The 24477-nt window shown below is 74.0% G+C and carries 23 protein-coding genes; 9 read left to right on the top strand and 14 right to left on the bottom strand.

All coding sequences use genetic code 11. From position 1 onward, the window contains the following. Positions 1 to 35: 35 nt before the first annotated feature. Entirely contained in the window at positions 36 to 929 is an 894-nt protein-coding gene (locus ACGFZP_RS02895; RefSeq protein WP_392927881.1) for a transketolase family protein, read from the bottom strand. A gap of 145 nt (positions 930 to 1074) precedes the next feature. Next, positions 1075 to 1773, bottom strand: a complete 699-nt coding sequence (locus ACGFZP_RS02890; RefSeq protein WP_392927879.1) for a transketolase — start codon at positions 1771 to 1773, stop codon at positions 1075 to 1077. A gap of 56 nt (positions 1774 to 1829) precedes the next feature. Between ACGFZP_RS02890 and soxR the strand changes: the two genes are divergently transcribed. Both soxR and ACGFZP_RS02880 read left to right on the top strand, forming a co-directional pair. Next, positions 1830 to 2384, top strand: coding sequence for a redox-sensitive transcriptional activator SoxR (gene soxR / locus ACGFZP_RS02885; RefSeq protein WP_392927877.1), 555 nt, complete (start codon positions 1830 to 1832; stop codon positions 2382 to 2384). Positions 2385 to 2463: 79 nt separating this feature from the next. After that, positions 2464 to 2904: a hypothetical protein gene (locus tag ACGFZP_RS02880; protein ID WP_392927875.1), complete on the top strand. Its 441-nt coding sequence runs from the start codon at positions 2464 to 2466 to the stop codon at positions 2902 to 2904. A gap of 99 nt (positions 2905 to 3003) precedes the next feature. Here the strand turns inward: ACGFZP_RS02880 and ACGFZP_RS02875 are convergent, their stop codons facing one another. Both ACGFZP_RS02875 and ACGFZP_RS02870 read right to left on the bottom strand, forming a co-directional pair. Continuing rightward, on the bottom strand, positions 3004 to 3528 hold the full coding sequence (locus ACGFZP_RS02875; RefSeq protein ID WP_392927873.1) for a GNAT family N-acetyltransferase: 525 nt from the start codon (positions 3526 to 3528) through the stop codon (positions 3004 to 3006). Between the two features lie 183 nt (positions 3529 to 3711). Next, positions 3712 to 4152, bottom strand: a complete 441-nt coding sequence (locus tag ACGFZP_RS02870) for a DoxX family protein (protein ID WP_392927872.1) — start codon at positions 4150 to 4152, stop codon at positions 3712 to 3714. A 76-nt stretch (positions 4153 to 4228) separates the two neighbouring features. On the opposite strand from ACGFZP_RS02870, the gene ACGFZP_RS02865 reads away from it, so the two are divergent. Together ACGFZP_RS02865 and ACGFZP_RS02860 are read left to right on the top strand one after the other, a co-directional pair. Beyond that, positions 4229 to 4828 (top strand): TetR/AcrR family transcriptional regulator, encoded by a 600-nt coding sequence (locus ACGFZP_RS02865; RefSeq protein ID WP_392927870.1) that lies wholly within the window; start codon positions 4229 to 4231, stop codon positions 4826 to 4828. A gap of 247 nt (positions 4829 to 5075) precedes the next feature. Beyond that, positions 5076 to 5531: a hypothetical protein gene (locus ACGFZP_RS02860; RefSeq protein WP_392927868.1), complete on the top strand. Its 456-nt coding sequence runs from the start codon at positions 5076 to 5078 to the stop codon at positions 5529 to 5531. A 17-nt stretch (positions 5532 to 5548) separates the two neighbouring features. Here ACGFZP_RS02860 and ACGFZP_RS02855 read toward each other — a convergent pair whose 3' ends face one another. After that, positions 5549 to 6433: a LysR family transcriptional regulator gene (locus ACGFZP_RS02855; protein ID WP_392927865.1), complete on the bottom strand. Its 885-nt coding sequence runs from the start codon at positions 6431 to 6433 to the stop codon at positions 5549 to 5551. Positions 6434 to 6531: 98 nt separating this feature from the next. On the opposite strand from ACGFZP_RS02855, the gene ACGFZP_RS02850 reads away from it, so the two are divergent. Further along, on the top strand, positions 6532 to 7269 hold the full coding sequence (locus ACGFZP_RS02850) for a hypothetical protein (protein WP_392927862.1): 738 nt from the start codon (positions 6532 to 6534) through the stop codon (positions 7267 to 7269). A 37-nt stretch (positions 7270 to 7306) separates the two neighbouring features. On the opposite strand, the gene ACGFZP_RS02845 is transcribed toward ACGFZP_RS02850, so the two are convergent. Genes ACGFZP_RS02845 through ACGFZP_RS02835 form a run of 3 tightly spaced genes read right to left on the bottom strand, consistent with a single transcriptional unit; the run spans position 7307 to position 9154 of the window. Beyond that, positions 7307 to 7846, bottom strand: coding sequence for a GNAT family N-acetyltransferase (locus tag ACGFZP_RS02845; RefSeq protein ID WP_392927860.1), 540 nt, complete (start codon positions 7844 to 7846; stop codon positions 7307 to 7309). Positions 7847 to 7883: 37 nt separating this feature from the next. Next, on the bottom strand, positions 7884 to 8480 hold the full coding sequence (gene coaE / locus ACGFZP_RS02840; RefSeq protein ID WP_392927859.1) for a dephospho-CoA kinase: 597 nt from the start codon (positions 8478 to 8480) through the stop codon (positions 7884 to 7886). 32 nt (positions 8481 to 8512) lie between these two features. Beyond that, positions 8513 to 9154 carry an MBL fold metallo-hydrolase gene (locus tag ACGFZP_RS02835; protein ID WP_392927857.1) on the bottom strand — a complete coding sequence of 214 codons (642 nt, stop codon included), beginning with the start codon at positions 9152 to 9154 and terminating at the stop codon, positions 8513 to 8515. Between the two features lie 62 nt (positions 9155 to 9216). On the opposite strand from ACGFZP_RS02835, the gene ACGFZP_RS02830 reads away from it, so the two are divergent. Next, positions 9217 to 9657: a MarR family winged helix-turn-helix transcriptional regulator gene (locus tag ACGFZP_RS02830; protein WP_392927856.1), complete on the top strand. Its 441-nt coding sequence runs from the start codon at positions 9217 to 9219 to the stop codon at positions 9655 to 9657. A 16-nt stretch (positions 9658 to 9673) separates the two neighbouring features. On the opposite strand, the gene ACGFZP_RS02825 is transcribed toward ACGFZP_RS02830, so the two are convergent. Then, positions 9674 to 11908, bottom strand: coding sequence for an MMPL family transporter (locus tag ACGFZP_RS02825; protein WP_392927854.1), 2235 nt, complete (start codon positions 11906 to 11908; stop codon positions 9674 to 9676). A gap of 234 nt (positions 11909 to 12142) precedes the next feature. Further along, the gene (rpsA, locus tag ACGFZP_RS02820) at positions 12143 to 13633 is read right to left on the bottom strand and encodes a 30S ribosomal protein S1 (RefSeq protein ID WP_392927853.1); all 1491 of its coding nucleotides are present in this window, start codon (positions 13631 to 13633) and stop codon (positions 12143 to 12145) included. Positions 13634 to 14048: 415 nt separating this feature from the next. Here rpsA and ACGFZP_RS02815 point away from each other — a divergent pair, with 415 nt between their 5' ends. Beyond that, positions 14049 to 14912 carry a class I SAM-dependent methyltransferase gene (locus ACGFZP_RS02815; protein WP_392927850.1) on the top strand — a complete coding sequence of 288 codons (864 nt, stop codon included), beginning with the start codon at positions 14049 to 14051 and terminating at the stop codon, positions 14910 to 14912. Positions 14913 to 15031: 119 nt separating this feature from the next. Beyond that, the gene (hrpB, locus tag ACGFZP_RS02810) at positions 15032 to 17542 is read left to right on the top strand and encodes an ATP-dependent helicase HrpB (RefSeq protein ID WP_392927848.1); all 2511 of its coding nucleotides are present in this window, start codon (positions 15032 to 15034) and stop codon (positions 17540 to 17542) included. A gap of 200 nt (positions 17543 to 17742) precedes the next feature. On the opposite strand, the gene ACGFZP_RS02805 is transcribed toward hrpB, so the two are convergent. The 4 genes from ACGFZP_RS02805 to polA form a co-directional block, all read right to left on the bottom strand. Then, positions 17743 to 18516 (bottom strand): GNAT family N-acetyltransferase, encoded by a 774-nt coding sequence (locus ACGFZP_RS02805; protein ID WP_392927846.1) that lies wholly within the window; start codon positions 18514 to 18516, stop codon positions 17743 to 17745. Between the two features lie 107 nt (positions 18517 to 18623). Continuing rightward, complete coding sequence (locus ACGFZP_RS02800) at positions 18624 to 19781, bottom strand: DUF3103 family protein (protein ID WP_392927844.1); 1158 nt, start codon at positions 19779 to 19781, stop codon at positions 18624 to 18626. 217 nt (positions 19782 to 19998) lie between these two features. After that, on the bottom strand, positions 19999 to 20661 hold the full coding sequence (locus tag ACGFZP_RS02795; RefSeq protein WP_392927843.1) for a hypothetical protein: 663 nt from the start codon (positions 20659 to 20661) through the stop codon (positions 19999 to 20001). Between the two features lie 142 nt (positions 20662 to 20803). Then, entirely contained in the window at positions 20804 to 23488 is a 2685-nt protein-coding gene (gene polA, locus ACGFZP_RS02790) for a DNA polymerase I (RefSeq protein ID WP_392928327.1), read from the bottom strand. 346 nt (positions 23489 to 23834) lie between these two features. Between polA and ACGFZP_RS02785 the strand changes: the two genes are divergently transcribed. Continuing rightward, complete coding sequence (locus tag ACGFZP_RS02785) at positions 23835 to 24311, top strand: PaaI family thioesterase (RefSeq protein WP_392927841.1); 477 nt, start codon at positions 23835 to 23837, stop codon at positions 24309 to 24311. Positions 24312 to 24477 lie beyond the last annotated feature (166 nt).

The following is a 24477-nucleotide window of genomic DNA, read 5'->3' as shown; positions in this document are numbered from 1 at the left end:
CCCTTGGGGCGCTGTGGCGCCCCGGCGGGGGCCGGTCACCAGAGGAAGGTGCCGATCCGCTCCCGCAGCGAGGCCGCGTCCAGGCCGTAGGCGGCCAGGTGCTCGGGGATCGAGCCGTAGTGGCGGTGCTCGTCGCGCGGCACCCCGAGGCCGAGGACCCGGTGCGGGCGGTCGTTCAGTGCCGCGTGCGCCTCGTTGTTGGAGGTCCCCGCGAGGTACGGCTCGACCAGCACCACGTCCGCCCGGCCGCCGGCGGCCGCCCGCAGCCCGGCCGCGTCGAACGGCCGCACGGTGGCCGCGTACAGCACGGTCACGTCCAGGCCCACGGTGGCCGCCAGCACGGCGTCCAGCATCGGGCCGACCGCGAGCACCACACCCTTCGAGCCCTCGCGCACGGTGGTGAAGCGGCCGGGCTCGACCGGCACGGCGGCGGCGTTCTGGTGCGCGGAGAGCCGCAGGTACACGGTGCGGTCGCCGTCCGCGGCGGCGTGGCGCAGCAGCTGCTCGGCCTCGTCCGGGTGGCCGGGCACATGGACCGTCCAGCCCGGGAGGGTGTCCAGCAGGGCGACGTCCCCCGGGGCCATGTGGGTGCGGCCGCCGGCCGGCCAGTCGTAGGAGCCGGCCGCGCTCACCAGGACGGCCCCGACGCCCTGGTGGGTCAGGTCCAACTTGACCTGCTCGAAGGGGCGTTCCACCAGGAAGCTGGCGAAGGTGTGCGCGATCGGGCGCATCCCGGTCAGGGCCAGACCGCCGGCCGCGCCGATCAGCAGCTGTTCGCGGATGCCGACGTTGACCACCCGGTCCGGGTGCCGCTCGGCCGCCTCGGTGAAGCCGGAGGCGCTGATGTCGGCGAGCACCACGGCCAGCCGGGGGTCGTCGTCGAGCAGGCGGGCGGTGACGTCGAGGAAGCGGTCGCGCATGGTGTCCATCGGTGGATCCCCTACTGGTGAGCGGGTCTTGGCGGTCCCGGCCCGGGTGCCGGACGCGGACGGTGCTGGCTGTTCAGGCGGTGCGGGCAGTACGGGCAGTTCAGGCGGTGCGGCAGTGCGGGCGGTTCGAGCCGTTCGGCGGGGCTCAGGAGTTCTTGGGCTCCACCCGGGCGACCACGACGTGCGGACGGCCGGGGTGTTCGGCGGTGAACGCCGCGTGCAGCGCCTCGTGGTCGCGGCCGTCGACCGTGGCGGTCGACCAGCCCTCGGCGGCGAACCGGGCCGCGATCCCGCCGTTCCAGCCGTGCGTGGCCGAGGAGTTGTCGATGACGACCACGTGCAGCCGGTCCAGCCCGTAGGCACCGGCGAAGGCCACCGCCTCGTGGTTGGAGCCCTCGTCGAACTCCGCGTCCCCGACCAGCACCCAGACCGCCGGGTCGGCGAGCCCCTGGGCGCGCAGCCCGAGCGCCGTGCCGACACCCAGCGGCAGGCCGTGCCCGAGCGAGCCCGCGGCGATCTCCACCCCGGGGATGAGGGTGCGGTCCGGGTGGTGGCCGAGCGGCGAGTCGTACCCGCCGAAGCTCGGCAGCACCTCCGGGGAGATGAACCCCTTGGCGGCGAGCACCGCGTAGTAGGCCATCGGGCCATGGCCCTTGGAGAGCAGGAAGCGGTCCCGGTCCTGGTCCTCGGCGGTGGCCGGGGAGACCCGCAGGACCCGGTCGTAGAGCACCCAGAGCACGTCCAGCGTGGAGGTGGCGGCCGGGCCGTGCTTCTCGGCGCCGGTCATCAGGCCCATCAGGCCGGGGAGGTCGTCGAAGGCGGTTTCAACCGTTGCTGTGGTCATGCCCTGAATCCTGCAACTTGAAGTCGACTTGAAGTCAAGCGGCTACAGTGATCTCCATGACCGCCCCCGACGCCTCGCCCGGAGCCGCCACTGCGGCCAGGCCGAGCCGGCACGACCTGCTCACCATCGGCCAACTCTCCGAGCGCAGCGGCCTCGCCACCTCCGCCCTGCGCTACTACGAGAAGCTCGGCCTCGTCCACGCCACCCGCACCACGGGCGGCCAGCGCCGCTACGTGCGCGCCACGCTGCGCCGGGTCGCCTTCGTCCGCGCCGCCCAGCGGGTCGGGCTCTCCCTGGACGAGGCCAAGGTCGCCCTGGACCGCCTCCCGGAGAACCCCGCGCCCAGCGGCGAGGAGTGGGCCGGCGTCGCCGAGTCCTGGCGGAGCCGGATCGACGAACAGATCGCGGAGCTGGAGCGGTTGAAGGCCAAGCTCAGCGGCTGCATCGGCTGCGGCTGCCTCTCGCTCAACCGCTGCGCCCTCTACAACGCGGACGACCGCGCCGCCGTCGCCGGACCGGGCGCCCGCTACCTGCTCACCCGCGACCCGTCGACCGGCCCGGAGCCCGCCCCCGAGGCCCCGCGCCGGCCCGCCCGCCACCCGTCCGGGTGAGCGACCGCCGGATGCCTTCGCGTGCGCCGCACCCGCCGCGAGGATGGGTGCATCGACACCACGTTCCTGGAGGCATGAGATGGCGGACACCAGAGCCCTGCGGATCCGTGCGCGCGGCTCGCTCCTGGGGGTGCGCGGGGGCGGGGTCTTCGCCTTCCTCGCCGACGAGCCGCCGGCCCTGTTCCTGATCGGGCCGGCCGGCGACGGGACGGTCCTGATCAGGGAGAAGGACTCCGGGCGGATCCTCGCGGCCGAGGCGGCCGAGGCGGGCGGCCAGGTCGTCCTGACCCCGGCGGAGGGCGGCGCCGCGCACGCCCGCTGGGCCCTGTTCAGGCTCACCGAGGACGAGCAGCCGCTCGCCGTGGACACCGTCGACGGCTCCGGCCTCTACCTCCTCCGACTCGCGGGCACCGGGCTGCACTTCGGGCGCTCCTGGATCGAGGACAAGTCGCTGATGCCCAAGCGGGTCGTCCTCACCGACGAGCAGCAGCAGGAGCCCCTCTACGTCACCTTCGCCTGACGGCCGCCCGGAAGCAGCTGCCCGAACTCCCTTGGCCCGGCGACACCTTGGCGCCGCTGACGAGGCACGGTTCGGGCGCCCCGACCTCCCGTGCGGGGCTCAGCCCGGGCGGGCGTCCCCGCGCAGCAGGCTGTAGCGGACGATGTCGCGCCACTGGCCGTCCCGGAACACCAGGCTTCGCTGCACGCCCTCCCGGGTGAAGCCGCACTTCTCCAGGGCGCGCTGCTCCGCGAGGTTGGCGGACTCGGTGTCGGCCTCCAGCCGGACCACCGGGGAGTGCGCGAACAGGTAGTCCACCAGCAGGCGTTGGGCCTCGGTACCGATGCCGCGACCGCGGGCGTCCGGCGCCAGCTGGATCCCGACGTTCCAGTACGGCGCGGCCGGCACCACGGCTCTGCGCCGCCACGCGACGAACCCGCGGAACTCCCCGCCCGAGACCACCGCGAGCTGGGACTGATCCTCCCCTAACAGCCCGTTCTCCGCCCATCTGCGCCGCAGGCGCCCCTGGTCCGTCCAGCCGTACCACTGCAACGGCCCGACGGCCTCCGGATCGGCCAACAGCGCTTCGAGGAGCGCGAGATCGGCCTCGGAGACCGGCCGCAGGAACACCTGTTCGTGGCTCATCCGGCCACTGTAGCCACCGGCGACCGCCCCGTACGCGCCCTCTGCGGACGGCACGGGGGGACCCGGTCGGGGAGCCCCGGAACCTCACAACCCCACCCCGCAGAAGGGGGAGCGGGACGTCGGACCGGCCGACTTCCCACTCCCCCGGCCGCCCACTCCCCGCGGCTGCGCGTACCCGACGGCTCAGAGGGCCGCGGCGACTGCGGCCGCAAGGAAGGCCGCCTGGAGGACGGTACGGGCCGGCAGCGGCGTCACCGGCTTTCCGCCGAGGGTGAGCCCGTTGCGGGCCGCGTACACGTTGGCCGGGAACATCGCGATCATCAGCAGCGCCAGGCAGGCGGCGGCGAGGGGCGCGAGCGGGGGGACGAGCAGGCCGGCCGCACCGGCCAGCTCCAGGACACCGGTGAGGGTGACCAGCAGCGCGGGCCGCGGGAGCGCCGGCGGGATCATCCCGACGAAGTCCCGCCGCCAGGACGGGACGAAGTGCGGCACCCCGGTGGTGACGAACAGCAGCGCGAGGGCGCCGCGCAGGGCGGGCTGCCAGGCGTCGAGGCCGTCGATCACGAGCAGGCCGAGCAGGCGCAGCACGGCAAAGCCGCCGACGAGGGCAATGAGCGGGATCATCCCGTCCTCCAATCACTCAATCTTGTCACTGGCAAGATTGCGGCAGCCGCAGCTATCTTGTCAATGCCTAGATAGAATGGGACGGCCCCCGAACGATTGGAGAGCAGCGGTGGGACAGACCGACCAGCCGAGCTACCACCACGGCAACCTGCGACGCGCCGTCCTCGACGCCGCCCTGGCGGCCATCGCGGAGTCCGGCCCGTCCGGGTGGAGCCTGCGCGAACTCGCCCGGCGCGCAGGGGTGTCGCACGCGGCGCCGGCGCACCACTTCGGCGACAAGACGGGGGTGCTGACGGCAGTGGCCGCCGAGGGCTTCGAGCTGTTCGCGGACAGCCTGGAGCGCGCGTCCGGCGATCCGTTCGGCGCGGGCGTCGCCTATGTGCGGTTCGCCGTCGACCACCGCCCGTACTTCGAGGTGATGTTCCGGCCCGAGCTGTACCGGACCGACGACCCCGCGATGGCCACGGCCCGGGAGCGCGCGGGCGCGGTGCTGGCGGCGAGCGCCCGCAGGCTGTCGCCGGACGGGGAGGACGACCGGACGACGACGATCGCCACCTGGTCCCTGGCCCACGGGTTCGCCGGCCTGTGGCTGAGCGGCGCCCTCCCGGAGAGCGCGGACGGCGACGTCGAGGAGCTGGCCCGCACCGTGCTCCAACTGGTGTTCAGGCGGGAGTGAGGGCAGGGCTGAGAGCGGGAGCGAGCGCGGTCGCGGTCGCGGAAGCCCCGGTATGGAGCAGGAAGTCGGACCGGCCGACTTCCTGCTCCACACCGGGCCCGGTCGCCGTGGTCGGCCGGGCCGCCCCGGCCGCATGACATCCGTCATACGGGAGACGTGCAGTCAGGTCCTTCCGCCGGCGACCGGTGGACCGGCAGAGTGTGATCACCGGCGCAGGCCGGGCAGCGACCACCACCGGGGGAACACCATGAGCACCGCCGCCACCACATCCGCCGCCACCGAGCCCGCCGCCAAGCCGCTCCCCACCGTCGCGGAACTCCGGCTCCCCACCTGGTACTTCGGCTTCGAGGGCGTCATCGCCGGCGCCTTCGACCTGCTGCACGCCCTCCCCTCGGCCTGGCCCGTCCTGCTCGTCCTGGTCGCCGCCAACATCACCGTCTCGCTCACCCTGCTGCGCCGCCGCCTGCAGCTGGCCAAGCTGCTCTGGCGCGGCCGGAGCACCCGCACGATCGCGCTCACCCTGCTCGGCCTGCGGATCGGCAGCCACCTGGCCCTCGGCGCGCTCGGCCTGGCCGTCACCTCCACCCTCGGCCACGCCCTCTTCGCCGTGGCCATGGCCGGACTGACCATCACCCTGATGGCCTACGCCCAGCGCACCTCCCTGCGCGCCCTGGTCAACACCGGCCAGGCCACCGCCGGCTGAGCCCCCGGCCGGTGGGCTCAGCCGGCGTCCAGCAGCCGGGCGAGCAGCGCCGCCGGACCCTCCGGGAGGCTGCCGCGGACCAGTTCCGTCCGGTGCACCAGGCGCGGGGCGTGGACGGGGACGGCGGCGAGGCCGGGTGCGCCGGACAGGGCGGCGGACGGGAGGGCCGCGAGGCCGTGGCCGGCCGCGACCAGGGCCAGCAGGCCGCGGACATCGGTGCCGAGGTAGCGGGTCGCGCAGCGGAAGCCGTCCACCCCGGTGGCCGCACGCAGGCGGTCCGGGCGCGGGGCGAGGTCGGGGGCGTCGAGCCAGCGGGCGGCGGAGAGGTCGGCGAGGGCGAGGCCGGGGCGGCCTGCCAGCGGGTGGCCGGCCGGGAGCGCGACGGCGAGCGGCTGCTCGGCGACGGCCACCGTGCCGAGCGGGCCGACGTCGGGGAGCGGAAGCGGGTCGCTGGGGGCGGCGAGGCCGTCGATCAGGGCGAGGTCGACCTGTCCGGTGGCGACCAGTGCGGGCAGCGCCTCGTGGGCGAGCACCTGGACGACGAGGTCGACCCGCGGGTGCACCCGGCGGACCTCGGCGAGGGCCTGCGCCAGTCCGGCGGTCACCGCCAGCGGGGTGGCGCCGAGCACCAGGCGGGCGCTCGGGGCGCCGACCAGGCGGGTGATGTCGGCGCGCGCCGCGTCCAGCCGGACCAGCAGCGGACCGGCGTGCTCCAGCAGCCGCGCGCCGGCCTCGGTCGGGCCGACCGGGCGGCGGTGCAGCAGGGCCGCGCCGAGATCTCCCTCCAGCGCGGCGATCTGCTGGGAGACGGCCGACTGGGTGTAGCCGAGCTCCCGGGCCGCCTCGGAGAAGGAGCCGAGGCGGGTGACGGTGACGAAGGTGCGCAGCAGGTGCGGGTCCATGGGGACAGGAGTATCAGAGTCTCGTCATCAGATCCTCTGATCGACGGGTAAGAAATCATCGTTGGCGCTGATCCGTGGCGGAGGGCGAGGATGGCCGCATGACGTACCTGACTCCCCGCATCGCCCTGGTCGGCGACCGCTCCCCCGCCGTCCGCTCGCACGCCCGGATCCCCGGTCTGCTCGACGCCCTCGCCGAGCGCGACCAGCTCGTCCTGGACGCCTACTGGATCCCGACCGAGGACGCCGGGACGACCACCGCGCTCGACGGCTTCGACGCGATCTGGCTGCTGCCCGGCAGCCCCTACCGCAGCGAGGCCGGCGCCCTGGCGGCCGTCCGCACGGCCCGCGAGCGCGGCATCCCGTTCCTCGGCACCTGCGCCGGCTTCCAGCACGCCGTGCTGGAGTACGCCCGCAACGTCTGCGGCATCGGCGGCGCCGCGCACGGCGAGTCCCACCCCGAGCGGGACGAGCTGCTGATCGTGCCGCTCACCTGTTCCCTGGTCGGGCACGAGGGCGCGGTGGAGATCGCCCCCGGCTCGCTCGCCGAGCGCGTCTTCGGCACCACCCGGACGCTGGAGCGGTACCACTGCGCGTACGGGCTGAACGCCGACTACCTGGAGCGGCTGCGCGAGCGCGGGCTGCGGTTCAGCGGCACGGACGACTCCGGTGAGATGCGCGTCCTGGAGCTGCCCGGCCATCCGTTCTTCCTGGCCTCGCTGTTCCAGCCCGAGCTGGCGGGCGACGGCACCCGGGCCCACCCCGCCGTCCGTGCGCTCGCGGCCGCCGCGGTGGAGCACGCCGCCGCCGCGGAGCGCGCGGCGGCCGTCCGGGCCTGACGCGGCCCGGCCCGGCAGGTTCGGTCCGAACCCGGGCTCACATGGGCAGCGAGCGGAGCCGGACGGCGCCCGCGGGCCAGTCGGCGCCGTCGCGCAGGGGCGTCCACATCGTCCGCAGCGGCATCACCACCACCCGCCCCTCGGGCTGTTCCACCGCCACCTCCCCGTCCAGCTCCCGCCAGCCGAGCCGCCGGTAGAGCGCGACCAGCGGCGGGCGGCAGAACAGCAGCGCGTGCCGCGGACCGAGCGTGCGGGCATGGCCCAGGGCCGCCCCGACGACCGCGCGTGCCAGGCCGCGCCCCCGCAGGTCGGGGGCGACGGCCACGCCGCCGACACCCACCACCTCGGTGTCGAGGCCGCCCACCGTCAGCGGCAGCCGCCGAAGCCCGGTGTGGGCGACCAGCCGGCCGTCCTGCTGCCGGATGCCGAAGTGGATCTCCTTGGGCAGCCAGGTCAGCCCGGTGTCCGCGACGCCGAACGGGTCGGCGCCGGAACCGAGGATCTCGTCCTGGTCGGCCCTGGTGTACTGCGCGAGCGGTGTCACCACCGGGGGCATGGAGGCAAGGTGATCGGTCATCGGACCATGATCCCCCACCGGCCACGCCCTGACCAGGTCAGGCCTGACGCCCCTTCAGCTCCGCCCAGAGCTCCGCGACCCGGGGGGCCAGGTCCTCCAGCGGGCCGCTGTTGTCGATCACCAGGTCCGCGATGGCGAGCCGGTCGGCCCGGGTGGCCTGGGCGGCCATCCGGGCCCGGGCCTCCTCCTCGGCCATGCCGCGCAGCCGGACCAGCCGGTCGATCCGCACCGGGTCCTCCGCGTCGACCACCACGACCAGGTCGTAGAGCGGGCCGAGCCCGTTCTCGGCGAGCAGCGGGACGTCGTGGACGACCAGCGCGTCCGGGGCCGCGGCCGCCTCCAGCTCGGCGGACCGGGCCCGGACCAGCGGGTGCACGATCGCGTTCAGGGCCTTCAGCCGCTCAGGGTCGGCGAAGACCACGGCCCCGAGCGCCGGGCGGTCCAGCGAACCGTCGGCCTGGAGCACGCCGGGCCCGAACTCGGCGGCCACCGCCGCCAGGCCCGCCGTCCCGGGGGCGACCACCTCGCGGGCGATCACGTCCGAGTCCACGATCACCGCGCCGTGGGCGGCCAGCAGCCGCGACACCTCGCTCTTGCCGGCACCGATGCCGCCCGTCAGTCCGATCTTCAGCATGGCGTCAGGCTACCGGCGTCCACGGCCCCCGGTCAGCCCAGGTCGAGGCTCTCGCCGGCGGCCAGCGCCGACACCTCCGCCCCGGTGCCGGGCCCGCCGGGACCGACCAGCCGGGTGTGCACCGCGAGGCCCGCCGGGCTGAGCACCGCGTCGTGGATCGGCAGCGCCCGGCTCGGGCCCGCCTCCCGGACGTAGTCGACCAGCTCGGACACCTTGGTCCAGGGCCCGGCGATCGGCAGCAGCAGCGTCTCCACCGCGTGTGGCGGCACGGTCAGCGCGTCCCCGGGGTGGAAGACCCGGCCGTCGACGAGGAAGCCGATGTTGCGCACCAGCGGGATCTCGGGGTGGATCACCGCGTGCCACTCGCCGTGCACCGAGACGCCGATCCCGCCGATCTCGAAGGCGTCGCCCTCTCCGACCACGGTGACCCGCTGCGCCACGCCGTCCAGCTGCTCGGCCACCGCGCGGTTGGTGAACACCCGCAGCTCCGGGTCCGCCGCCAGGGCGGCACGCAGGGCGGCCGCCTCGAAGTGGTCGGCGTGCTCGTGGGTGATCAGCACGGCGTCCGCGCCGGCGAGCGCGGCGGGCTCGGTGAACATCCCGGGGTCGATGACGAGGGTGGTGTCGCCCTGTTCCAGGCGAACACAGGCATGTCCGAACTTGGTCAGTCGCATGAGCCAGACAATACAGCAAGGCTGTACAGCCATGCTGCACAGTTTCCGAGTAGGATTCGGCCATGACCGAAGAGCCGAACAGCACCCCGGGCCCCGAGGCCCTGGAGCTCGCCGCCGACCTGCGCACCGCCGTCGGCGAGCTGGTCCGCGCCCTGCGCTCGGACGACGCGCTGCCGCAGAACCAGGCCGCCGTCCTCGGCCTGCTGGTCCGCGACGAGCGCGCGTACACCGTCGCCGAGCTGGCCGCCCGCCAACACGTCCGCCACCAGTCGATGGCCCGCACGGTCACCCTGATGACCGGATCCGGGCTGGTCGTCCAGCAGCCGCACGCCACCGACGGCCGCAAGCTGCTGATCGCCGCCACCGAATCCGGCCGGGCCGCGCTGTTCGAGCAGCGGGCCCGACGGGAGGCACGGATCGCGGCGGCCATCGAGGCGCGGCTCACCCCCGAGGAGCGGCGGACCCTGCGCAACGGCGTCGAACTGCTGCGCCGACTGCGCTGAACCGGTTGCCCCTGGGCTACTGCGCCGAGGCCGCGGGCCCCGCCCCCGCCAGAACGGGCGCCGGGCGCGGCCCCGGCACCACGGCCGGCTCGATCGTCGGCAGGTCCACGTGCTCGCTCAGCCCGAACCGGTTGTGCAGGCGGCGCAGCGGCGCCGGGGCCCACCAGTTGAACTCGCCGAAGAGGCTCATCGCGGCCGGTACGAGCAGGCAGCGCACCAGTGTGGCGTCGACGGCCACGGCGACGGCGAGCGCGATGCCCATCTGCTTGACCATCAGCATGTCCCCGAGCGCGAAGCCGGCGAAGACGATCACCATCAGCAGCGCCGCCGAGGTGATGATCTTCCCGCTGCGCTGGACGCCCAGCTCCACGGCCCGCGTACAGCTGTGGCCCTTGTCCCGCAGCTCCTTGATCCGGGCCAGCAGGAAGACCTCGTAGTCCATCGACAGCCCGAACGCGAAGGCGAAGACCAGCACCGGTATGAAGGTCTCCAGCCCGCCGGTGGGGCTGAAGCCGAGCAGCCCGCTGAAGTACCCGTCCTGGAAGACCAGGGTGAGCGCGCCGAGCGAGGCGCCCAGCGAGAGCAGGTTCATCAGCAGCGCCTTGACCGGCATCACCACCGAGCCGGTCATCAGGAAGAGCAGCACCAGCGTGCCGAGCGCCACCAGGCCGAGGGCGATCGGCCCCCGGGTGAGCAGTTCGTGCTGGAAGTCGACGATCGAGGCGGCTCCGCCGGTGACGTGGGTGGTGAGACCGCCGCGGTCGGCCCGCAGTTCCTCGACCACCTTCTTGGCCTCGCCGCCCTGCGGGTCGCCGTGCACCAGCACGTCGATGGTGGAGACCTTGTCGCTCACCGGGCTCACGGCACGGACGGCGCTGACGCCGGGCAGCTTGGCCACCACGTCGTCCGCGTAGGCCTGGGCGACGGGGGCGCCGCCCTCGACGACCACGGTGATCGGGGCCGCCGAGGCCAGCGGGAAGCGCTGGTCGACGGTCTCGGCCACCTGTCGGCCGGCCGAGGACGCGGGCAGTACGGCGGCGCCGGAGCTGCGCATGTCGGCGTGCAGGAACGGCGCCCCCGCGGCCATCAGCAGGGCGACGCAGGCGAGCGCGACCGGCACCGCGCGCTTGCTCACCCGGCGGACGGTGCGGCTGAAGAAGCCCTCGTCGGGGACGGGCGCGGTGGGGGTCTTGATCCGGCTGCCGGCGAAGCCGAGCAGTGCCGGGACGAGTGTGAGCGCGGCGGCGACGGCGATCACCACCACGCTGACCCCGGCGGCGGCGACCGCACCGAGGACGGGGCTGGTGAAGACGAACAGGCCGGAGAGCGCGACGGCGACGGTCAGTCCGGAGAAGGCGACCGTCCGGCCGGCGGTGGCGGCGGTCCGCTCGACGGCCGCGGCGATGCCCGCGCCGTGGCCGCGTTCCTCGCGGAAACGATTCACCATGAGCAGCGCGTAGTCGATGGAGAGGCCCAGGCCCAGCACGGTGGCGATCGGCAGCACGCTGGTGTCGATGTCCATGATCTTGCTGAAGCCGAACATCGCGAGCAGCGCACCGCCCACCGAGGCGACGGCGCCGATCACCGGCAGGCTGGCGGCGGCCAGACCGCCGAAGACCAGGACCATGACGATCAGGGTGAGCGGCAGGGTGACGATCTCACCGAACCTGGTGTCCCGCTCGGTCTGCTTCTTCACCTCGTCCTGGAGCACGAGGTCGCCGCCGACGGTGACGTGCGCGCCGTCGGCGCCGATGTCCGCAAGGCGCTGGGTGACGGCGTCGGTCTGGGCGGTGGTGCTGTCGTCGGCCATCCGGACCGAGACCAGGCTCGCGGTGCCGTCCGCCGAGCGGAGCGCGGCGCCGGCCGGGCCGGACCCGTAGGCGTCGGTGGCCGAGGAGACCCCGGGCAGGGCCGCGATCTCGGCGGTGGCCCGGGTGACGGCGTCCCGGACGGCCTGGTCCTCGACGGGTCTGCCGTCCACCACGGCCGTGACGGTGCCCTTGGCCGGATCCGCCGCGGTGACCACCGCGGCGCCCCGGTCCGCCTCGGAGGCGGCCGAGGAGGCCCCCGCCACCGAGCCCTCGAACACCCTCCCGCCGATCAGCACGCCGACGACCAGGACCACCGCCCAGAAACCGAGCACCCAGCGCCGGTGCCGGAAGCAGAACCGGCCGAGGGCGGCAAGGCGTCCGGCGACCTTCGGGTCGTCGGACGTACGGGGGGAGGGGGTCACTGCGGTGCTACGGCGCATGTGTGGGGGGTGCCTAGCGTGTGGGGCCGGGTGAGCGACCCATCGGGCAACTCATCCCAAGGTAGGCGCCAGCACCTAAAACACCCAGGGACATCCAATGAGCCCCTTATCACAAAAAACCATTCACATAGGGGATAAATAAGTCAAGGGAAAAAACAATGGCCCCCACCCGGAAATCCGGGTGGGGGCCATTGGTGACGCTATGCGCTAGGCGCTAGCAGAAGGGGCAGAGCCTCAGCTCTGGCCACCCGCCAGCTTCTCACGCAGGGCGGCCAGGGCCTCGTCCGAAGCGAGAGCGCCGGAGCCCTCGTCGCTGCTGGAGGAGTACGAGCCACCGGCGGCGGCGGCAACAGCGTCGCCACCCTCGGCAGCGGCCTCGGCGTCGGCCTCGCGGCTCTTGATGACCTGGGCCTGGTGCTGCTCGAAGCGGGTCTGCGCCTCGGCGTACTGGCGCTCCCACTCCTCACGCTGCTTCTCGAAGCCGGGCAGCCAGTCGTTCGCCTCGGGGTCGAAGCCCTCCGGGTAGATGTAGTTGCCCTGGTCGTCGTACGAAGCGGCCATGCCGTACAGGGTCGGGTCGAACTCGACCTCGGCCGGGTTGGCACCGAGGGCCTCGTTGGCCTGCTTCAGCGAGAGGCTGATGCGACGACGCTCGAGGTCGATGTCGATGACCTTGACGAAGATCTCGTCGCCGACCTGGACGACCTGCTCCGGGATCTCCACGTGGCGCTCGGCCAGCTCGGAGATGTGGACCAGACCCTCGATGCCCTCGTCCACGCGGACGAACGCACCGAACGGAACCAGCTTGGTGACCTTACCCGGGACGACCTGGCCGATCTGGTGGGTCCGGGCGAACTGCTGCCACGGGTCCTCCTGGGTCGCCTTCAGCGACAGGGAGACGCGCTCGCGGTCCATGTCAACGTCGAGAACCTCGACGGTGACCTCCTGGCCGACCTCGACAACCTCGGACGGGTGGTCGATGTGCTTCCAGGACAGCTCGGAGACGTGGACCAGACCGTCGACGCCGCCGAGGTCCACGAACGCACCGAAGTTGACGATCGAGGAAACGACGCCGGAGCGCACCTGGCCCTTCTGCAGGGTGGTGAGGAAGGTCTGGCGGACCTCGCTCTGGGTCTGCTCCAGCCAGGCACGGCGGGACAGGACCACGTTGTTGCGGTTCTTGTCCAGCTCGATGATCTTGGCCTCGAGCTCCTTGCCCACGTAGGGCTGGAGGTCGCGAACACGACGCATCTCGACCAGCGAGGCCGGGAGGAAGCCGCGGAGGCCGATGTCGAGGATGAGACCACCCTTGACGACCTCGATGACGGTACCGGTGACGATCCCGTCCTCTTCCTTGATCTTCTCGATCGTGCCCCAGGCACGCTCGTACTGAGCGCGCTTCTTGGACAGGATCAGACGACCCTCCTTGTCCTCCTTCTGGAGAACCAGGGCCTCGATGTTGTCACCGACGGAGACGACCTCGTGCGGGTCAACGTCGTGCTTGATCGAGAGCTCACGGGACGGGATGACGCCCTCGGTCTTGTAACCGATGTCGAGGAGCACCTCGTCACGGTCGACCTTCACGATGACGCCCTCGACGATGTCGCCATCGTTGAAGTACTTGATGGTCTCGTCGATCGCCGCGAGGAACGCCTCAGCGTCGCCGATGTCGTTGACCGCGACCTGCGGGGTGGTGCTGGTGGAGGAGTCGGTGGGGCTCGTCATTAGGAAAAGGGCTCCGGTACGGACATGAAGTCGTAGGTAATGCCACGCGGAGGGCCCGTATCGCTCCCACCGAAAGCCGGACAGCCAAGAACACGGCGCACCGGGGAATCCCGCACAGCGGGAAATTCGGTGTCCGTCTTGCGACCGTGGGGTCTTCGACAGATGCGAGCGCGACCTGCTCCGTCCGAGGCGCGCAGGCCCGCAGCGCAACTTGTAGCATACGGGGACGGCCAGGCACGGTCAACGCCAAGGGCGTCAAGACGGTGGAGGCCGGTATGGATCAGGCCATATCCTCCGACTGCGCACCTCATGGTGGCGGCCGCAGGATGCCCTTCCCCGGATGCCACCGCCAGGATCCGGGCCCTTGACGGGCCGGTTCGCGGCAGCGGCGCTTCCGCAGACCACACCCTACGCGATGGGCATTATCACCGTGGCCACCACCCCCCAGTCCGACCTGCATGATCTTGACGATGACGGCGACGACGCGCTAAGGCGCGAGGCCGAGGCGGGCGAGAGCAGCCGGGCCAGCCGGCACTGGTGGGACCGCAACGCGGACGAGTACCAGGACGAACACGGCGAGTTCCTCGGCGACGACCGGTTCACCTGGTGCCCGGAGGGCCTGGACGAGGCCGACGCCAAGCTGCTCGGCGACCCGGCGGAGCTGGCCGGCAGGGACGTGCTGGAGCTCGGCGCCGGCGCCGCCCAGTGCTCGCGCTGGCTGGCCGGGCGCGGCGCCCGGGCGGTGGCGCTGGACATCTCCTTCCGCCAGCTCCAGCACTCCCGGCGGATCGACCTCTCCCGGGGCCTGGCCCCCGTCCCGGTGGTGCAGGCGGACGCGGCGGTGCTGCCCTTCGCGGACCGCTCCTTCGACCTGGTGTGCTCGGCGTACGGCGCGGTGCCGTTCAGCGCCGACACCGCCGCCCTGATGCGCGAGGTGCACCGGGTGCTGCGGCCCGGCGGGCGCTGGGTCTTCTCGGTGACCCACCCGATCCGCTGGGCGTTCCCGGACGAGCCGGGCGTCGAGGGGCTGACCGCCACCGCGTCCTACTTCGACCGCACCCCGTACGTCGAGCAGGACGAGCAGGGCCGGGCCACCTACGTCGAGCACCACCGCACGCTCGGGGACCGGGTGCGCGAGCTGGTCGGCGCCGGGTTCCGGCTGCTGGACCTGGTCGAGCCGCAGTGGCCGGAGGGCCACGAGCAGGAGTGGGGCGGCTGGTCGCCGCTGCGCGGACGGCTGATCCCGGGGACGGCGATCTTCGTCGCGGAGCGGGACTGACGGGACTGACGGGCGGGACTGACGGGCGAGTCGCCGGGCGGGTACGGCCGGCGGGCCCGCGGGTGTGACCCGTGGGCGCGACCGGCCGGCGGGGCCAGCGGGTCGGGGAGACTGTCCGGGTGAACCCCGCCTGGCGCGAACTGCCCGTCCGTACCGCCCTGCCCGCCCTGCACCGCGCGCTCGACGAGCACGGGACCGCCGTGCTGGCCGCCCCGCCCGGCACCGGCAAGACCACGCTGGTGCCGCTGGCGCTGGCCGGCCTCCTCGGCGACGGCCGCCCGCCCCGCCGGGTACTGGTCGCCGAGCCGCGCCGGCTGGCCGTCCGGGCGGCCGCCCGGCGGATGGCCTGGCTGCTCGGCTCGGCCGTCGGCGCCGAGGTCGGCTACACCGTGCGCGGCGATCGGAGGGTCGGACCGGGGACGGTCGTCGAGGTGGTCACCACCGGCGTGCTCCTCCAGCGGCTCCAGCGCGACCAGGAACTCCCCGGCGTCGACGTCGTCGTCCTGGACGAGTGCCACGAGCGGCACCTGGACGCCGACACCGCGCTCGCCTTCCTGCTGGACGTCCGGGCGGCGCTGCGACCCGAGCTGGGCATCGTCTGCGCCTCGGCCACCTCCGACACCGAGGCCTGGGCGGACCTGCTCGGCGGCGCCGAGGTGGTGGAGGCGCACGGCACCGCCCACCCGGTCGGGACCGTCTGGGCCCCGCCGCCGCGCGCCGTCCGCCCCGCACACGGCACCCGGGTCGACCCGGCGCTGCTCGAACACGTCGCCGCCACCGTCCGGCGGGCCCTCGCCGAACGCGACGGCGACGTGCTCTGCTTCCTGCCCGGCGTCGGCGAGATCACCCGCGTCGCCGGGCTGCTCGCCGGGGCGCCGGCCGAGGTGCTGCAACTGCACGGCCGCGCACCGCAGGCGGTGCAGGACGCGGCGCTGGCCGCGGGCGACGGACGGCGGGTGGTGCTGGCCACCGCCGTCGCCGAGTCCTCGCTCACCGTGCCGGGCGTGCGGGTCGTGGTCGACGCCGGACTCGCCCGCGAGCCGCGCACCGACCACGCCCGCGGCCTGGCCGGCCTGGTCACCGTCCGCGCCTCGCTGGCCGCCGCCCGCCAGCGCGCCGGCCGGGCCGGCCGCGAGGCCCCCGGCACCGTCTACCGCTGCTGGGCCGAGGCCGAGGACGCCCTCGCCGCCCGCTACCCCACCCCCGAGATCGCGCTCGCCGACCTCACCCCGTTCGCCCTCCAGGCCGCCTGCTGGGGCGATCCGGACGCCACCTCCCTCGCCCTGCCCGACCGGCCGCCGGCCGGCGCGATGGCCGCCGCCCGGCAGACCCTGCAGGCCCTCGGGGCCGTCTCCGCCGACGGCCGGGCGACGGCGCGCGGCGTCCGCCTCGCCCGCACCGGCCTGCACCCCCGGCTCGCCCGCGCCCTGGTCGACGGCGCACCCGCCGTCGGCGCCCGGCGGGCCGCCGAAGTGGTCGCCCTGCTCTCCGAGGAGCCGCCGCGTGCGCTCGGGGACGACCTGGGCGCGGCCTGGCGCCTCGTCCGCACCTCCCGCGACCCCTACGCCGGACGCTGGCGCGACGAAGTCCGCCGACTCCTCCGCGCCACCTCCGACCAGCCGGCCACCGACCTCTCCGACGCCACGGCCGCCGGCCTCGTCGTCGCCCTCGCCTTCCCCGAACGCATCGCCCGCGCCCGCGTCGACCGGCCCGCCCCCGGCGAGCGCAGCCCCTACCTGATGGCCTCGGGGACGGCGGCCGAGCTCGCCCCCGGGACCGCCCTCGGCGCCCTCCCCTGGCTCGCCGTCGCCGCCGCCGACCGCCCGGCGGGCGCGCACTCCGCCCGGATCCTGCACGCCGCCGCACTCGACGAGGACACCGCCCTGACCGCAGGCGCGCCGCTGCTCACCGACCGCGCCGAAGTCCACTGGGACACCCGGCGGGGCGAGGTCGTCTCCCGACAGGTGGAGTCCCTCGGTGCCATCGAACTCACCGAGAAGCCGCTCGGCCGCCCCGACCGGGCCCTCGTCCGCGCCGCCATCCTCGAAGGGCTCACCCGCGAAGGCGTCGGCACGCTGCTGACCTTCCCGTCCAACCTGCGCGAACGCCTCGCCTTCCTCCACACCGCCATCGGCGACCCCTGGCCCGACGTCTCCGACACCGCCTTGCTGGAGCGCGCCGAAGAGTGGCTGGAACCCGAACTCTCCCGCGCCCGCCGCCGCGCCGACCTCGCAAGGATCAACACGACCGACGCCCTGCAGCGCCTGCTCCCCTGGGCGAGCGGCCAGGCCGGCCGCCTGGAGGAGTTGGCCCCCGAACGCATCACCGTGCCCACCGGCTCGAAGATCCGGGTCGACTACAGCACCGGGCGCCCGGTGCTGGCCGTCAAGTTGCAGGAACTCTTCGGCTGGAAGGCCGCCCCGGCCCTGGCCGGCGGACGAGTACCGCTCACCGTGCAGCTGCTGTCCCCCGCCGGCCGCCCCGCCGCCGTCACCGGCGACCTGGAGGGCTTTTGGCAGAACGGCTACCAGGCCGTCCGCGCAGACCTCAGAGGCCGCTACCCCCGCCACCCCTGGCCCGAGGACCCCACCACGGCCGAGCCGACCAAGCGCACCAACGCCCGGAAGTGAGCCGCGGCCAGCGCACCACGGGGAGCGCTCCGAAGCCCCGGTCGGCAGGCCCCCTGCGGATGTCCGAGCGCACCGGCAGCCCGTCCGTCTCGGCCACCCGCCCTCCGTGCACAGGAAGTCGGCGCCACCGACTCCCTGTGCGGCGCCGGCACCGCGGCCCGCGCATCACGGCGATGCGGGCGGGCCGGCGGGCTCCGGTGCTACGCCGTCCCGGACGGCGAGGCCCACCAGGTCGAGGGCGATGCCACGGTGTAGCCCAGCGACTCGTACAGCGGGCGGCCCAGTTTCGAGGCGGTGAGGGTGGCCGGGCGGTCCGCCAGGTGGGCGAGGGCGCCGAGCATGACGGCGCGGCCCACGCCGCGGGAGCGGAAGGCCGAGGAGGTGGCGATCCAGTAGTGGCTGGCGACGCCGTCGGCCAGGACGCTCACACCGGCTCCCGCGGCCACGCCGTCGACCGAGGCGATGAACACGTCCACCCCCGGCTGCTCGATCAGCGTGGTCGGGAAGAGCTCGCCGGGGCGGTGGGGCTCGAAGCCGTCCAGTTCGAAGCCTTCGATCACGACCCGCTCGGCCACCTGGAGGTCCTCGGGTCGCCGTATCCGGGTCACGTCCAGTGCCGGGTCGGCGACGGGGCCGGGCAGGCGCAGCATGATCGGCATCTGCCAGGTGCGCATGCCCAGGTGGCTCAGGTCCGTCGAGCCGAACGGGTCCTCGACGGTCACGTGGCCCGCGGCGCGGCGGGTCAGCTCGCTCAACTCGGCCGCCTCGCCCGGGTCGAGGTCGGGCTCCTGGACCAGGATCCGCAGGCCCGCGCGCTCGTCGCCGTCGACGGCGACGAATCCGCGGCGCCGGATCACCGCGTGCCCCCGGCTTCGGCCGGTCGCGGTCCAGAAGGCGGCGGAGTTGCGGGCCTGGAGCGTCGGTGCCCCGGCCAGGGAGGCGGGCCGGTCGATCGAAGTCGATTCCATGGTCATCGTGCCCACGGTAGTACGAAATCGCCCCCGCCACACAGGTCTTCAGCCGCCGGGCCGACGAAGCGCACCGATGCGCGACGCCGGCCCGGCAGGGGAGGTGCGACGGTTCAGAGCTGGCTGACCCAGTACGGCTCGACGGTCATCCAGCCGTTTCCGCGGGCGCCGTTGAGTCGGCCCGTGCTGTTGCGGGCGAGGGTGTACCAGGACTCCACGTAGTCCGGGTCGTCGGTCCACCAGGAGGCGGGCAGGGCCGCCAGGACGGCGTTGACCAGCGGGATGTAGGCGCCCTGGTCGGCGATGGTGAGCAGGACGGCGGCCACGGCCTGGGCGAGGGCCAGGTAGTTGGTGTCGCCGTCGTCCTCCATCAGGACGACGTCGGCCAGGTTGTACTTGTAGTTCGACCAGTTCACCAGGATCTGGTTCGGGTAGTACACCGTGCCGTCGTACTGGAGGTACGGCATGGCGACCGAGTCGACCCGGACCTTGCCGTCCTGGCCGAAGCCGCTCACCAGGCTGAACATCTCGGCGGCGCCCTTGAACCAGGGCTCCTCGTCGTCGTTCACCCGGACCGAGGTGATCTTGGTGCCCCACCAGCCGCCGGCGGCCTGCGCCGCGTCGGGGCCCTTGGCGGCCAGGCCGGTGGCGTCGAGCCCGCGCGCGCCGAACTCCCGCTGCAGGACGGCGATTCCGGCGGCCAGCGTCTTGGCCGTGTCGATGTCCACCAGGTAGACCGGCTGCCCGGGCACCGCCCCGGCGTCCAGGGCGTGGGCCCGGCCCGCGGTGTCGTAGGCGCGGATGGTGCGGGCGTGGTCGTCGGCGACGGCGGTGGCCACCAGCGGCGCCGCGCCCGCGTCCAGGGCGGCCCGCATCGACGGATCGGCCAACTGGACCCGCAGCAGCGGGCCGAGCTCGGCGCCGAGGCCCTTGGCGGCGGCGATCCGGCGGTCCGCGTTCGCGGCGGTGGCGGCGAGCCCGCGGGCGGCGGCGGCCAGCGGGCCGAGGTCGGCGGCGCCGGCCGGCGCACTCGCGGTCGCGGACCGCAGCCGGTCGCGCAGCGCGGAGTCGGTGAGGGAGGTGGCCAGCGTGCGGGCGACCTCGTCCTCGATCGCGGACACCTGGGTGGCGGACGCCCGGGTGGAGGCCGCGAGGGCGGCGGGAGCGGTGGGGGCGGGTATCGGGGCGGCCACGGCCTGGCCCGCGGCGAGCGCGAGCAGGGGCAGGGCCGCGAGCGCCACGAGGGCGCGCCGCGAGCGGGGCAGGGTCATGAGGGGTCTCCAGACTCGTCGGGTGAGGCGTCGGAGCATCAGAGCGGTCGAGCAGGCGGAGCGGTCGAGCAGGCAACGCAGTCGAGCAGGCACAGCGGCGACGCAAGACAGCCGAACGGCGCCACGCCGTGATCATGCGCGTCGGTGCCATGACAAGTGAAGGGGTTCCCTGACGCCGGATCAACCCCCGGGGCGCACCGCCCTTTCCGGAAAGCGCTCAGGTCCCGTCCTCCGGCCCGGGGCGCGGGCCGGGCGCCGGAATCGGCGGGCCCCCTCGGCGCCGGACGTACCGCGCGGTGCCGATCTCGACCGACAGGCCCACGGGCCCCAGCAGGTCCCGGACTTGCCCGAAGACCGGCCGCGGATCCCCGGGGACGTCGTAGGCCGACAGCGGCGCCCTGCGGAGTCCGGTCGCCCTCCGCTCGACCGTGAAGGTCTCGCGGCAGGGCCGCGGATCCCCGTCCACGGGCTCGGTGATCCGGTGGGCCACCCGCACCCCGCCCAGTTCCGCCACCGGGCGCCACCGCCCGGGCAGCCCGAGCCTGACGGCGCGCACCCGCACCGGCGCCTGCGGCGGCGAGAACTCCAGCCGGCTCGGCCGCGTGAGGTCCGTCCAGCCGGACAGGACGCCGGTGACCACGACCTCCAGCAGCGACACCGCCCCGACCGCCCGGGCCGCCGCTGCGGCGTCCACGCCGAGGGCCAGATGGGCGACCACACCGGCGACCGCGCCCAGCGGCAGCCAGAGCACCTGCATGCCCAGCGCCGACAGCATCTCCCCGCCCAGGATCCCGGCCGCCTCGCGCACCCGGTCCCGCCCGGTGCCGGGCACCAGCACCGCCGACTCCGACCCCACCCGCACGGTCACCCGGCCCGTCACCGCCCCAGCATACGGTCCGGCCTCAACCCCCCGCCTGCGGTTCGGTGTTGGGGCGAACTCCGGGGCGGAGGCGACGTGGGCCGCGAAGGCCCGTGGGCGCCCGACCGGTCCGGTCGGGCGCCCACGGGCCGGCGGGGTGCCGTCAGTGCGCGGCGGCCTCCCAGTCGGCGCCGACGCCGACCGAGACGTCGAGCGGGGCGCGCAGCGGGTAGGCGCCGGCCATCTGCTCGCGGACGACCGCCTCGACCTGCTCGCGCTCGCCGGGGGCGACCTCCAGCACGATTTCGTCGTGCACCTGGAGCAGCATCCGGGAGTTCAGGCCGGCCGCGGTCAGCGCCTCGTCCACCCGCAGCATGGCGATCTTGACGATGTCGGCGGCCGAGCCCTGGATCGGGGCGTTGAGGGCCATCCGCTCGGCCATCTCGCGGCGCTGGCGGTTGTCGCTGTTGAGGTCCGGCAGGTAGCGGCGGCGGCCGAGCAGGGTCTCGGTGTAGCCGGTGGCGCGGGCCTCGTCGACGACCCGGCGCAGGTAGTCGCGCACGCCGCCGAAGCGCTCGAAGTAGGTGTCCATCAGGCCCTGCGCCTCGCCGGGCTTGATGCCCAGCTGCTGCGAGAGCCCGTACGCGGAGAGGCCGTACGCCAGGCCGTAGGACATCGCCTTGATCTTGCGGCGCATCTCGGCGTCCACCGCGTCGCCGGGGACCTCGAAGACCTGGGAGGCCACCGTGGTGTGCAGGTCCTCGCCGGTGGCGAAGGCCTCCAGCAGGGCCTCGTCCTCGGAGAGGTGGGCCATGATGCGCAGCTCGATCTGCGAGTAGTCGGCGGTGAGCAGCGACTCGTAGCCCTCGCCGACGATGAAGGCCCGGCGGATGGCCCGGCCCTCCTCGGTGCGCACGGGGATGTTCTGCAGGTTCGGGTCCTGCGAGGAGAGCCGGCCGGTGGCGGCGACCATCTGGTTGAAGGTGGTGTGGATGCGCCCGGCCGGGGAGACCGTCTTGAGCAGGCCCTCGACGGTGGTGCGCAGCTTGGCCTGGTCGCGGTGGCGCAGCAGGATGACCGGCAGTTCGTTGTCGGTCTGGGTGGCGAGCCAGGTGAGGGCGTCGGCGTCGGTGGTGTAGCCGGTCTTGATCTTCTTGGTCTTGGGCAGGGCCAGCTCGCCGAAGAGGATCTCCTGGAGCTGCTTGGGCGATCCGAGGTTGAACTCGTGGCCGGCGGCGGCGTGCGCCTCCTCCACCACGCGCTGGATCTCGGTGGCGAACTGGGCCTCCAGGCCGGTCAGCCAGGCGCGGTCGGCGGCGATGCCGGTGCGCTCGATGCGGGCCAGCAGGGCGGCGATCGGCAGCTCCATGTCGCGCAGCAGCTCGGTGGCGCCGGCCTCGGCGAGGCGGGTGTCGAACAGCGCGGCGAGGTCGAGCACGGCACGGGCCTGGAGCATCAGCGCGTTGGCGCCGGCGGTGGCGTCCTCCTCCGGTGCGTCGAAGGAGAGTTGGCCGCTCTCGGCGGCGGGGGCCGGGGTGAGCGAGCGGGCCAGGTACTCCTCGGCGAGCACCTCCAGGGTGAAGGTGCGCCGGCCGGGCTTCTCCAGGTAGGCGGCGAGGGCGGTGTCGGCGACGACGCCCTCGATCCGCCAGCCGCGCTCGGCGAAGGCCCGCATGACCTGCTTGGCGATGTGCAGGGCCTTGGGGGCGGCCGGGTCGGCGAGCCAGTCGGCGAAGGCGCGCTCGTCCTCCTCGGCGAGCAGCGCCGGGTCGAACCAGGCGGCGGCCTCTCCGGCGGCGAGGGCGATCTCGGTGACCTCGCCGGTGCCGAGCGACCACCGGTAGACGGCGGCGAGCGCGACCGGCGCCTTGCCGGCCGCGTGCTCGCGCAGCCAGCCGGCCAACGTGCCCGGGTCGGTGAGGAGTTCGCCGTCGACGTCGACGCCGGGGGCGAGCTCGGCGGCGGCCTCGGGCTCCGCGGCGGCCGGGTCGATGCCGTACACCCGGTCGCGGAAGTTGGCGTTGCGGAACTCCAGCGACTCCATCAGGGTCGCGACGGCCTCGCGGTCGAACGCGGCGCGGCCCAGGTCGGCGACGCCGAGCGGGAGTTCGACGTCGCGGACCAGCTCGGTGAGGACCCGGTTGCGCTTGACGGAGTCGAGGTGCTCGCGCAGCTTCTCGCCGATCTTGCCCTTCACCTCGTCGGCGCGGGAGACGAGTTCCTCGAAGGAGCCGAACTGGTTGACCCACTTGGCGGCCGTCTTCTCGCCGACGCCGGGGATGCCGGGGAGGTTGTCGGACGGGTCGCCGCGCAGCGCGGCGAGGTCGGGGTACTGGCGGGGCGTGACGCCGTACTTCTCGGCGACCTTCTCCGGGGTGTAGCGGGTCAGCTCCGAGACGCCCTTGGTGGGGTAGAGGACGGTGATGTGCTCGGTGACCAGCTGGAGCGAGTCGCGGTCCCCGGTGACGATGTCGACGTCGAAGCCGGCCGCCTCGGCGGCGGTGGCCAGGGTGGCGATGATGTCGTCGGCCTCGAAGCCCTCGGCCGTCAGCCGCTGGACGTGCATGGCGTCCAGCAGCTCGCCGATCAGGCCGACCTGGCTGCGGAACTCGTCCGGCGTCTTGGCGCGGTTGGCCTTGTAGTCGGGGAACTCGACGGAGCGGAAGGTCTGCCGGGAGAGGTCGAAGGCCACCGCGAGGTGGGTGGGCTGCTCGTCCCGGACGGTGTTGGCGAGCATCGAGGCGAAGCCGTACACCGCGTTGGTGGGCTGACCGGTGGAGGTGTTGAAGTTCTCCACGGGCAGCGCGTAGAACGCCCGGTAGGCCATCGAGTGCCCGTCGAGCAGCATCAGCCGGGGCCGCGCCCCGCCGCCACCCGCCGCGCCCTTGTCCGTACTCTGCGTAGCCACGTCAACGTCCGTTCCTGCCGATTCCACTACCGGCCACCGATCCTATGGCCCGGCACCGACAAAAGGGGCGCCGTGCAGGCCGGGCACGGGGCGGTCGGCGGGGCGGGCCCGCACAGCGGCGGGTGACGCGCGGCGGGCCCGGCGCACGGCGGGTGCGGAGCGTGGCGCGCGCCGGGTCCGGAACGGGCGCCACGCCACCCTCCGACGCGATCACTACCGCCGAGTAGGACGGTCGTACGATCACTGGCAGCACGATGACGTGACCCCGAGCGGCAGGAGCTCCCCCATGACCGAAGCGGCCCCCGACGCGACCCCCGCCGGCGCCCCCGTCCTGAAGGTGCCGCAGGAGGTGCTGGACCACTTCGCCAAGCTCGGCGTCGACCCGGCCACCTTCTCCGGCGGCCACCTCGGCGAGAAGCTGGGCATCCGGATCGTCGAGGCCTCCCCGGACCGGGTGGTCGGCACCATGCCGGTCGAGGGCAACCAGCAGCCGTACGGGCTGCTGCACGGCGGCGCCTCGGCGGCGCTCGCCGAGACGCTCGGCTCGGTCGGCGCGATGCTGCACGCCGGCCCGGGCCGGTACGCGGTGGGCGTGGACCTGAACGCCACCCACCACCGCTCGGCCACCTCCGGCCTGGTCACCGCGGTGGCGACCGCCGTCTTCAAGGGGCGCACCGCCGCCACCTACGAGATCGCGATCACCGACGACACCGGCAAGCGGATCACCAGCTGCCGCCTGACCTGCATGCTCCGCGACCTCTGAGCAGCGCCCCGCACAGAGGTCCGGGCAGGGACCCGGACAGAGGTCCGGGCAGGGACCCGGACGGACACCCGGACGGGGACCCCGGCGGCAGCGATCCGGGCAGAGATCCTTGCAGAGATCCGAGCAGGTTCGACCGGATCTGATCGGATCTGCCCGCAAACCTGAC

Source organism: Kitasatospora sp. NPDC048239, from assembly GCF_043202015.1.
Taxonomy (GTDB): Bacteria; Actinomycetota; Actinomycetes; order Streptomycetales; family Streptomycetaceae; genus Kitasatospora.
Note: the sequence above shows the minus strand (reverse complement) of the source record. Positions and strands in the feature narration are given on the sequence as shown.

Excerpts from the sequence above, each read along its gene's own strand:
- ACGFZP_RS02835 (WP_392927857.1), bottom strand. The coding sequence starts at position 9,154 with ATGCGACTGACCAAGTTCGGACATGCCTGTGTTCGCCTGGAACAGGGC.
- ACGFZP_RS02895 (WP_392927881.1), bottom strand. The coding sequence starts at position 929 with ATGGACACCATGCGCGACCGCTTCCTCGACGTCACCGCCCGCCTGCTC.
- ACGFZP_RS02880 (WP_392927875.1), top strand. The coding sequence starts at position 2,464 with ATGGCGGACACCAGAGCCCTGCGGATCCGTGCGCGCGGCTCGCTCCTG.
- ACGFZP_RS02875 (WP_392927873.1), bottom strand. The coding sequence starts at position 3,528 with ATGAGCCACGAACAGGTGTTCCTGCGGCCGGTCTCCGAGGCCGATCTC.
- ACGFZP_RS02815 (WP_392927850.1), top strand. The coding sequence starts at position 14,049 with ATGGGCATTATCACCGTGGCCACCACCCCCCAGTCCGACCTGCATGAT.
- ACGFZP_RS02860 (WP_392927868.1), top strand. The coding sequence starts at position 5,076 with ATGAGCACCGCCGCCACCACATCCGCCGCCACCGAGCCCGCCGCCAAG.
- ACGFZP_RS02800 (WP_392927844.1), bottom strand. The coding sequence starts at position 19,781 with ATGACCCTGCCCCGCTCGCGGCGCGCCCTCGTGGCGCTCGCGGCCCTG.
- ACGFZP_RS02870 (WP_392927872.1), bottom strand. The coding sequence starts at position 4,152 with ATGATCCCGCTCATTGCCCTCGTCGGCGGCTTTGCCGTGCTGCGCCTG.
- polA (WP_392928327.1), bottom strand. The coding sequence starts at position 23,488 with ATGCTGCTCGACGGGCACTCGATGGCCTACCGGGCGTTCTACGCGCTG.
- ACGFZP_RS02890 (WP_392927879.1), bottom strand. The coding sequence starts at position 1,773 with ATGACCACAGCAACGGTTGAAACCGCCTTCGACGACCTCCCCGGCCTG.
- ACGFZP_RS02785 (WP_392927841.1), top strand. The coding sequence starts at position 23,835 with ATGACCGAAGCGGCCCCCGACGCGACCCCCGCCGGCGCCCCCGTCCTG.
- ACGFZP_RS02855 (WP_392927865.1), bottom strand. The coding sequence starts at position 6,433 with ATGGACCCGCACCTGCTGCGCACCTTCGTCACCGTCACCCGCCTCGGC.
- coaE (WP_392927859.1), bottom strand. The coding sequence starts at position 8,480 with ATGCTGAAGATCGGACTGACGGGCGGCATCGGTGCCGGCAAGAGCGAG.
- ACGFZP_RS02825 (WP_392927854.1), bottom strand. The coding sequence starts at position 11,908 with ATGCGCCGTAGCACCGCAGTGACCCCCTCCCCCCGTACGTCCGACGAC.
- ACGFZP_RS02850 (WP_392927862.1), top strand. The coding sequence starts at position 6,532 with ATGACGTACCTGACTCCCCGCATCGCCCTGGTCGGCGACCGCTCCCCC.
- soxR (WP_392927877.1), top strand. The coding sequence starts at position 1,830 with ATGACCGCCCCCGACGCCTCGCCCGGAGCCGCCACTGCGGCCAGGCCG.
- ACGFZP_RS02845 (WP_392927860.1), bottom strand. The coding sequence starts at position 7,846 with ATGACCGATCACCTTGCCTCCATGCCCCCGGTGGTGACACCGCTCGCG.
- ACGFZP_RS02830 (WP_392927856.1), top strand. The coding sequence starts at position 9,217 with ATGACCGAAGAGCCGAACAGCACCCCGGGCCCCGAGGCCCTGGAGCTC.
- ACGFZP_RS02805 (WP_392927846.1), bottom strand. The coding sequence starts at position 18,516 with ATGACCATGGAATCGACTTCGATCGACCGGCCCGCCTCCCTGGCCGGG.
- rpsA (WP_392927853.1), bottom strand. The coding sequence starts at position 13,633 with ATGACGAGCCCCACCGACTCCTCCACCAGCACCACCCCGCAGGTCGCG.
- ACGFZP_RS02865 (WP_392927870.1), top strand. The coding sequence starts at position 4,229 with ATGGGACGGCCCCCGAACGATTGGAGAGCAGCGGTGGGACAGACCGAC.